The organism is Anaerophaga thermohalophila str. Valhall (genome assembly GCF_000250735.1).
GTDB classification, from domain to species: Bacteria; Bacteroidota; Bacteroidia; order Bacteroidales; family Marinilabiliaceae; genus Anaerophaga; species Anaerophaga thermohalophila_A.
The window spans coordinates 1-8,292 of the sequence record NZ_AHZV01000054.1 but is presented as its reverse complement, the minus strand read 5'-3'; the positions used below and the strand labels follow the sequence as shown (position 1 = coordinate 8,292).

Sequence of the window (8,292 nt, the reverse complement as noted above, 5' to 3'; positions counted from 1 at the left end):
TTCGGAAATTACATTAACCTGCTTTATTCATAAGTTTTCGTCATGAGATGTTCAAATATCAAAAAACGCAAGCAACCGCATACAAATTTGATGCAGGAAATAGTGAACTATTTTCAAATCAAATTTGATGAGGACGCTTGTGTTTTGCCGATAGTTGAGCATCGTAATAGATAATTTATGAATAATGCAGGTTAGAGGCTTCTGAAAAAGTCAGCAGCCTGTTTCAAACTTATTTTCCATTGTTCTTTTTGGCATTGCCCCAAAAAGAACCAAAAAGGTCTGGTCCGCTTAAACCTGGCTCCCCGCGAAAGCCAAAATTTCCGGCCATTGCGCAAGGCAATAAACGTCGCCCATTTTGGCTTCACGCCATCCGCCGGCCCGGAAAGCGGACAGACCACAGCGCCTTTTAAATTGTTAAAGTCGTTCATTATTACGACATTCTTTTGAACAGTGATATGTTGACAATTAACATTTACACAATCCTTCGTTAAATTTTGCAATACGCTGTAGGTCAATTGTTTGTATCTAAAGAAGTTTGTTTATTTAAATGCAGTATATTAATGTTGTAAAAATCATCTTACATCTTATATCTAACTCAAATTACAAAATACTTTATATCAATCATTTGTTTTGCGGAGTTGGATTTTTGCTTATCAGGCCAATTTTCGGTACTAACGGTAAAATTCTTATCTGCAAAATTTAACACTTCTGCCTTCTGCCTGGCAAACTTCTGCCTGTCGATTACTTATATCTAAAAATCTCATGATCTATTGATTTACAGGTGTAAACATTTTTAAAGATTTGCATGAAAAACCTTGCACCTTTAATGGGGCAATGCAACGTAAATAATTTATTATTAATTATTTAAGCGTTGTTCAGCAAATCCTGTATTAAAAAAGAGATTCTGTCCGGCTTAATTTTTTTTGAGGTGCTGATCAAATATTTTTTTGGTTAAAGACATTCCCGGCAAATGGCGGTTTGTGGCAATAGAGTTTTCAAGAGAGGAAGCAGACTTTGCAGGAAAAGAAACAGAGTCTTCCTGGTTCTGGAAGACTCTGTTTCTAAAGAATATGTTGCGCTATTTACATGACTTCGTAATTGAAGCTTCAGCAGGTTTCTTTCTTTTGATCAGGCCTCATTTTCTTTAGTGATATTAAGTTTTAGAGGATTTATTTCTTCTCCCCAGTAAACAGTAGTATGTGGGAAAGGAATTTCAATATTGCTTTTATCGAAGGCAATTTTCAGTCTTCTACGATATTCCCTGCCTGTTTCCCATTGCATGATGGGTTTGGTTTTTAGTCTTGCTTTAATGATGAGAGCACTGTCGCCAAATTGATCAAGTCCAAGTATTTCTATTGGTTCTATGATTTTTGGGCCGAAATAGGGGTCGTTTTGAAGTTCATCACCAACCTGCTTCATGATTTCCATGACCTGGTCTACATCTTCTTTATAAGCAACACCTATATCAAAAACCATGGCCGACCATTCTTTGGTCATATTCGATAAGGTATTTATCTTACCATTCTGAAATATGTGAACCACTCCGTTAAAGTCGCGGAGAGTAATTGTTCGCAGTTCAATTTTTTCAACAAGTCCTCCGGTTCCGTTAATTATAGCAACATCGCCGGTTCTGATCTGGTCTTCGAGAAGCATGAAAAACCCGGATATGTAATCACGCACCAGTTCCTGTGCTCCAAAGCCAACTGCCAGTCCAAGAATACCGGCACTGGCCAGGAGGGGCGCAACGTCAATGCCGAATTTACTGAGCAGCATTATTATAAAAACAGTATATAATACTATTCGTACGGCTCCAAGGACAATACCTGTAAGGGTATTGATTCGTTTTTCAGCTTCGCCGGTATCTACTGTTTCGTCACCTTCTGCCCGTTTTACCAGAATCCTTTTGAGCCGGTTAATAGAGAACTTTACGACCCGGAGCATAATAATTAATGCGATAAGAATGATTATTATCCCGGGCAGATCTTTTATAGCCCAGTCTATTGCATTGGTAAGTGCTCTTGACCAAAATTCAGTAGTAAGTAAATTTTCCATAATAATTCTGTGTTTGAATGATAATGTTTTTATTGTAAGGGTCATGCAGTAGTTCGTTTGTTATACGTGGGTTACCTGTTCAGAATTGTAATTTCAGTACGTTCATTTTCTTCATGTTCTTCATCTGTACAAGGGACTCCGTCGGCACAGTCGTTTATTAGCTGTTGTTCTCCAAATCCTTTTGCAGAAATGCGTGACGAATCAATTCCTGCATTTTCCAGATAAGCAGCCACAGATTGTGCCCTTTGTCTGGAATTATGGAGATTGGTTTCAGCATCTCCCCTTGAACTGGTGTGTACACCGATCTCTATAGTCCATGACTCATTGTCTTTCAACAATTTTGAAACAGCATCCAGCAGGAGTTGAGAACCGTTGGCTGTGTCCAGGCTGTTTTGCTCATAAGAAATATTCAGCAGATATGATTTTCCGGTTAATGCAGGCTCTAAGTCAAGACCGGTCAATTGATTAAGGTCGACATAACCGGTGTCTCTTCCGGATGTGGAATAGGAAAGGCCGGAGGGGAAATATCCCGGTTTATAGAAGACCAGGTAATAATTCGAATAAGGATTCAGTTTTACTTTGAAGGAGCCGTCATTTTCTGTACGCGTGGTATCTGTTTTCGAATCGGGTGAATGAATGAACAAGGAAACAGATGGAACCGGAATGTTGCCGGAAGCTCTTGTGAGAATCCCTTTAACTCCGTACACCGGCTTGGGGTTAAGGGCAACCATTAAAGTGTCTTCATAATCGCTGAGAGAGAATGATTCTTCGAAAGGATAAAAATGTTCTTCGGCGGCGATTATTGTAATCTCTTTCGAGATGGTATCGGATAAGGAAAACGATCCGTCGCGACCGGTTGTAATATCCTGAATATAGTTTCCTTCATTGTCGAGTACTCCTAAAATTGCACCCGAAACAGGTTCTCTGGTGTTTTTATCAATGACCATACCCGGGAATGTTCTTTGTGGTTTTTCGAAGGTTACCGGGTGCAAAATTTCAAACTTATAGATATCATCGCTGCCTGTTCCTCCCGGACGGTTAGAGGCAAAATAGCCTTTACTCCCACCGGGTTCGATAAAAATGGAGAAATCGTCTTTTGATGAGTTAATTGGGTATCCCATGTTTTTCACCGCGTATTCCCCGTCAATTTTTTTGGCAACGAATAAGTCAAGTCCACCAAGTCCGGGGTGTCCGTCGGAGGAGAAATAGAGAATACCGTTACTGTCAACGAAAGGAAACATCTCATCTCCGGGTGTGTTAATTTTATCACCGGCATTGACGGGTTGTCCCCATCTCTGATTTTGTCTTTCAACGTAGTAAATATCTGTTCCACCGTAGCCACCGGGCATATCGGATACAAACCAGAGTCTGTTACCGTCTTCTGTCAAAAAGGCATGGGCGCAGGAATAGGAGGGGTCGTTAAAGGGCAGCTCCTCCGGTGTGGTCCAGCTTCCATCGGGTTTTCTTCTGGAATATACTATGCTGAGCCTGTTGAAACCGTTATCTCCTTTCTTCTTAATGAGTGAGTGAAATATGTTGCGGGTAATGAATATCTCTGTTCCATGAATATTAAAAGATACAGGACCGTCATTATATCGTGTTTTAAAATCAGTGGTATAAATTTCAGGTGACACAAACGAGTTTCCGTATTGTTCGGCACGGAAAATGTTCAGGAATGACCCTCCTTCGTTGTTTTTAAAAACAGCTCCGGCCGGACGGGATGAGGTAAAATACATGATTCCGTTTTGAATGAGTGGCGAAAAATCGGAATACCGGCTGTTAAAATTTACTTCGGAAACTGTATATTTTTTTCCTGAAGTAGTTGTTGTGCAAGGTTATCTTTATTCTCCCAGAGTTTGGCTCTCTGGTCATCGGGATTTTCCTCAATGAACTTTTTTATGGCCTGACCTGCCTCTATATATTTACCATTGTACCTGAGTGTTTGTGAAAAGTAATACAAATCATCTCCGCTGAGATTGTCGAGGCCGACTTCCTTATAAACGGCTTCTGCCCTGTTGTGATCATTGGTTTCGATATATGCTCTGGCGAGTCTGATTTTCGATGAATCGGGAATTTCCTCTTTCCTGTTTGCGTCCCGGTAGAGTTGAATGGCGGTCGAATAATCCATTTCATCAAAAGCCGTCTTTGCTTTCTGCAGTCGCTTATATGCAGAGCGACTTAGTTCTGCTTCCTGGTTTTGGGCAATACCCACGCACATTGCAGCAGTAAAAAGAAGTGAAGCCAGAAGTATTAACGGTTTCAATGTCATTAACCATAGTTTTTATGCACAAAATAGTCATTTTTTATAAGTCTGAACACAATACCCCTTTAAACTTTTACAAACAATTGGTAGTTAATTGTTTATGAAATCAAAGAAGTAAATCACAAATCGCTCATAATAAAAACTTTGTGTCTTTCAGTTTCCGCAGCTTTGGCGAAGGATACATTCAGACTCTGTAGCTTTAGCGCAGAATTACTTTGCGATTAGGATTTTTTTAACGGACTATTGTGACCAGGCAAAGTCAAAAATTACGGGGAGAGACTACTTTTTCTTTTGTTGTCTTCCCGAATTCATAACTAACAACAATTTCATGGCTGCCGTTGTTGAAAGGTCTCATATCGGCATTGGAAAAATCGTAAGCATATCCAATAAGGAGTTGCGGGTTTATGTGCATCCCGGCCAGAAGGGAAAGACTCTCACCCGGTCGGTAAGAGAAGCCTGCCTCATAAGTTTCACGGAGAAGAAGGCGGGCTGTAATATCGGCAGAGAAAGGGGCACCTTCAACAACCCTTGTTATGAATGAGGGTTTAAGTACCATTTGTGATCCTACGTCGATATCGTATCCTGCCATTACAAAAAAGTGTCGTTGCAGTGTGTGCATCTGCTCTCCCGGAGAGTCATTATCCCCCAGTTCTGTTTGAAATAAGCGGGGGAACGATACGCCTGCATAATATTTCGGGGAGTAGAGATAAAGCCCGAAACCGGCATTGGGAATAAATTTTTGTTCCAGGTCTTTACTGAACGAAGGGTCCGTTTCATCAACATTCAAACTGCTTAAACCTACATGATAGTTGTACAGGCCTCCGTTTAGTCCCAGGGAAAGTATTGTTTTTTCCGTAATGTTTACACGATAAGCGTAGCTGAAATTCAGAAATAAATTGTTAACAGGGCCATATTCGTCGGAGACCAGCGAAAGTCCTAATCCCATGGTATGATCTCTCAGGGGAGTATGGGCGGCAAAGTTGTGGGTTCTTGGTGCCCCGTCAAGGCCTACCCACTGAAGTCTGGAAAGCAATATCATGCTTAAGGCGTCGCGCGTTCCGGTATAAGCAGGATTGATTGTAATAATATTATGCATGTACTGTGTATACCTCGGTTCCTGCTGCGAAAAAGTTTTTTGAGAGAACAAAAACCCAACCAGCATTAATGCGAATGAGATGTATGTTTTTATATGCGCTGATATCTTCATTAGTATAATGTTACAACATTTGTTATCGAACAATATAGAAATATCCGCTTACCTTTTTATTGATATCTCTGATGGTGATGACGTAATAATAGGTGCCGGATGGCAACTTTTTTCCAATAGTGATGCCGGCGTTGGATGTTCCGTCCCATTCACCTGTAAATTCGTCTTGTTTGTAAACTGTATTGCCCCAACGATTGAAAACGATGAAGCTGAAATTATCATTTTCATCCCTTTTTACCCATGGAATGATTAGTTTTTCATTAATATCATCATCATTTGGCGAAAAACCTTCGACAACCTCAAAGCAGGGATCTGGATCCAGGTAATCGGGGGTGCCGTCCCCGTCAGAATCTCCGTAACCTTCCACTTCTGTGGGAATACCGTCTCCATCATGATCATCAATTTCGACAACGGTAATTGTAACAGTTGCGTTCGAGCAAAGTTGCGGAGTACCGTTATCACATATTTCATATTCGAAACTGTCTGTTCCAAAAAAAGCCTGATTTGGTGTATAGGTAAAAGTTCCGTCGGGATTTATTTCTACGGTTCCGTTCTCCGGAAATGAAACGGGTACCGTGTTGATGCTTAATTCGTGACCATCAGGGTCTGTATCGTTATCCAGCAAAGAGCTACCATTAAATACCAGGTCCTGTTCGGCCTCAAACTCGTCGTCCTCCGGATTCGGAGGCTGGTTGGTCTGGTCGTTATCAAGGTTGGTTACTTCGGCTGTAAATGACAAATCATGATAGTTTTGGTCCGAAGCAGATGCGTCCACCATAAATTCAATGCTAAATTGAATGTCACCGTCTGCTTCGTCATCATCCACACCGGTTACTGTTACTGTTTGCGGTTGGTTCCAGTTTTCGGGCGTAAAAATGAATTCATCGTTATTTAGGGTTCCTTCTGTCTCATCTATCCCTGATGCCCTGATTATTACCGTGGAGGCTGGTCTACTGGATAATTGAAGTGAAAAGTTATCTGAAGTTCCGCTTTCGGAGGTTTCCAACGAAAGGCTTTCCGGAATTGTTATCAATCCTGCAGAGTCATTATCCGTATTGGTGACCGGGATAGTTGTACTCTGGCCGTGATAATTTTCATCCGAGCTTTCGTTAACAACGGCCACGGTTAAAGTATAGCTGATATCGCCATCTACCTCATCATCATCCTCTCCGGTAATGACGATTGTTTGTTGCTGGTTCCAGTTGTCGGGAGTAAAGATGATCTCATCAGTGCTGAGGATCCCTTCTGAAGTATCGAGTCCGGTAATTTCAAAGACCACATCGGAGAATGGCTGGCTTTTTAGCACAATTGAAAAGACATCTGTGGTGCCTGACTCAGAGGTAATGGTTTCTGAATTGGTAATTGTAACATCAAAGCCGGCTGAATCATTGTCTGTATTTGTTACCTCAACAGGAACAGAAAGATTATGGTAGGCTTCATCTGAACTCTCGTTAACCACAGAGAATGCCAGGGTATAAGAGATGTCCCCGTCGACTTCATTGTCGTCTATACCTGTAACTGTTATTATTTGCGGTTCATCCCAGTTTTCCGGGGTAAAGGTTAACCGATTGGAGTTGAGTGTTCCCTCGGATGTGTCGAGTCCTGTAATTTCGATGACAACATTAGTAGCTGGCTGTGTATTTAAAAGGATAGAAATATTATCAGAGGTTCCTGATTCTGAAGTAGTAGTACCGGCATCGGAAATTATTGGCTTTATCCCCGCGATGTCGTCGTCCAGCACTATGGCCGTTACTTCCTCCTGTTCTCCGATGGTAGCATCTGAAGCGGACGAGATGGAGACGGTTATCGTTTCGTCTCCTTCGGCTTCAAAATCATCTGTTCCGGTCAAAGTGATGGTCTCTTCCAATTGGCCAGATGGAATGGTGACTGAATTAATTCGACCTGAATAGTCGTTGCCGGCAGCTGTGCCCGAATATTCCAACTCAACACTAACTTCGCGGGTGGATGCATGATTCAACCCGACACTGATAATAGCAGAACCACCGTCTTCCGTAAATGGGGAACCGGTTAACTGAAGGTTAACCACCGGTTCGGTTTGTGCATCTTCAATCGTTATGGCAGCTTCCTGGATGCCCGCTGTTGAGGCAGAACCACCAGCCACCTGAGAAATAGCAATCTCGAGAACCTCATCTCCTTCATAAATATTGTCGGCAATGGCATCGAGAGTGGTAGAACCTGTTGTGCTTCCAGGTGAAATAGAGATCGATGTGGATGTCAGATTGTAGTCATTATCTTCAGTGGTTATATTGGTGGCTTCAAGCAAAACAATAACTGTTTGCTCGGTAGCGTTGCTTAACGAGGCGGTTATGGTGCTTGTTCCGTCTTCTGCAATGCTCTCCGGGGATGCTGACAATGTTACCAAAGGAGGCTGTTCATCATCCAAAATAAAAATAGTAACATTTTGGATGCCGTTTTCATAAGCATCTCCACCCGAAACTGAGGATATTGATAGCGTCAGACTTTCACTGTCCTCATAAATATTGTCATCAATGGCTTCAAGGGTTGTTTCACCCGACAGACTTCCTGCCGGTATAGTGATATCATCAGATTCCAGTTGATAATCTTCATTTTCAGTGGAACCATTGCTGACGGATAGGGTGACCACAACCGGTTCAATGGTTCGCCTGTTAAGGGTGGCCGTTATGTTGGTTGTCCCGCCGTTTTCAGAAATAGACAGCGGTTGTGCGGAAAGCGAAACATGAGGTGGATTCTCATCATCTTCAATGGTTATGGTAGCAGAGGCAGGATC

General features: G+C 41.9%; 7 protein-coding genes. 1 reads left to right on the top strand and 6 read right to left on the bottom strand.

The window, feature by feature from the left end; all coding sequences use genetic code 11:
* Window positions 1-191: 191 nt before the first annotated feature.
* Entirely contained in the window at window positions 192-428 is a 237-nt protein-coding gene (locus tag OQ5_RS0102290) for a hypothetical protein (RefSeq protein ID WP_016775941.1), read from the bottom strand.
* Between the two features lie 519 nt (window positions 429-947).
* Here OQ5_RS0102290 and OQ5_RS23770 point away from each other — a divergent pair.
* Window positions 948-1,148, top strand: coding sequence for a hypothetical protein (locus OQ5_RS23770; protein WP_016775940.1), 201 nt, complete (start codon window positions 948-950; stop codon window positions 1,146-1,148).
* Here the strand turns inward: OQ5_RS23770 and OQ5_RS0102280 are convergent.
* The 5 genes from OQ5_RS0102280 to OQ5_RS0102260 all read right to left on the bottom strand — a co-directional run.
* Complete coding sequence (locus tag OQ5_RS0102280; RefSeq protein ID WP_016775939.1) at window positions 1,129-2,052, bottom strand: mechanosensitive ion channel family protein; 924 nt, start codon at window positions 2,050-2,052, stop codon at window positions 1,129-1,131. The two genes, OQ5_RS23770 and OQ5_RS0102280, sit on opposite strands and share 20 nt — an antisense overlap.
* 71 nt (window positions 2,053-2,123) lie before the next feature.
* The gene (locus OQ5_RS0102275) at window positions 2,124-3,788 is read right to left on the bottom strand and encodes an OmpA family protein (RefSeq protein WP_026055072.1); all 1,665 of its coding nucleotides are present in this window, start codon (window positions 3,786-3,788) and stop codon (window positions 2,124-2,126) included.
* A gap of 50 nt (window positions 3,789-3,838) precedes the next feature.
* Window positions 3,839-4,321: a tetratricopeptide repeat protein gene (locus OQ5_RS22850; RefSeq protein WP_026055071.1), complete on the bottom strand. Its 483-nt coding sequence runs from the start codon at window positions 4,319-4,321 to the stop codon at window positions 3,839-3,841.
* 253 nt (window positions 4,322-4,574) lie between these two features.
* On the bottom strand, window positions 4,575-5,522 hold the full coding sequence (locus OQ5_RS0102265) for a PorP/SprF family type IX secretion system membrane protein (protein WP_255297343.1): 948 nt from the start codon (window positions 5,520-5,522) through the stop codon (window positions 4,575-4,577).
* Window positions 5,523-5,544: 22 nt separating this feature from the next.
* Window positions 5,545-8,292, bottom strand: a 2,748-nt coding sequence (locus OQ5_RS0102260) for a T9SS C-terminal target domain-containing protein (protein ID WP_016775937.1), incomplete at its 5' end; no start/stop codon positions are given.

What these genes read in the sequence shown, in the direction of transcription:
- OQ5_RS0102290 (WP_016775941.1), bottom strand. Translation starts at nt 428, where the DNA reads ATGAACGACTTTAACAATTTAAAAGGCGCTGTGGTCTGTCCGCTTTCC.
- OQ5_RS0102280 (WP_016775939.1), bottom strand. Translation starts at nt 2,052, where the DNA reads ATGGAAAATTTACTTACTACTGAATTTTGGTCAAGAGCACTTACCAAT.
- OQ5_RS0102275 (WP_026055072.1), bottom strand. Translation starts at nt 3,788, where the DNA reads ATGTATTTTACCTCATCCCGTCCGGCCGGAGCTGTTTTTAAAAACAAC.
- OQ5_RS22850 (WP_026055071.1), bottom strand. Translation starts at nt 4,321, where the DNA reads ATGACATTGAAACCGTTAATACTTCTGGCTTCACTTCTTTTTACTGCT.
- OQ5_RS0102265 (WP_255297343.1), bottom strand. Translation starts at nt 5,522, where the DNA reads ATGAAGATATCAGCGCATATAAAAACATACATCTCATTCGCATTAATG.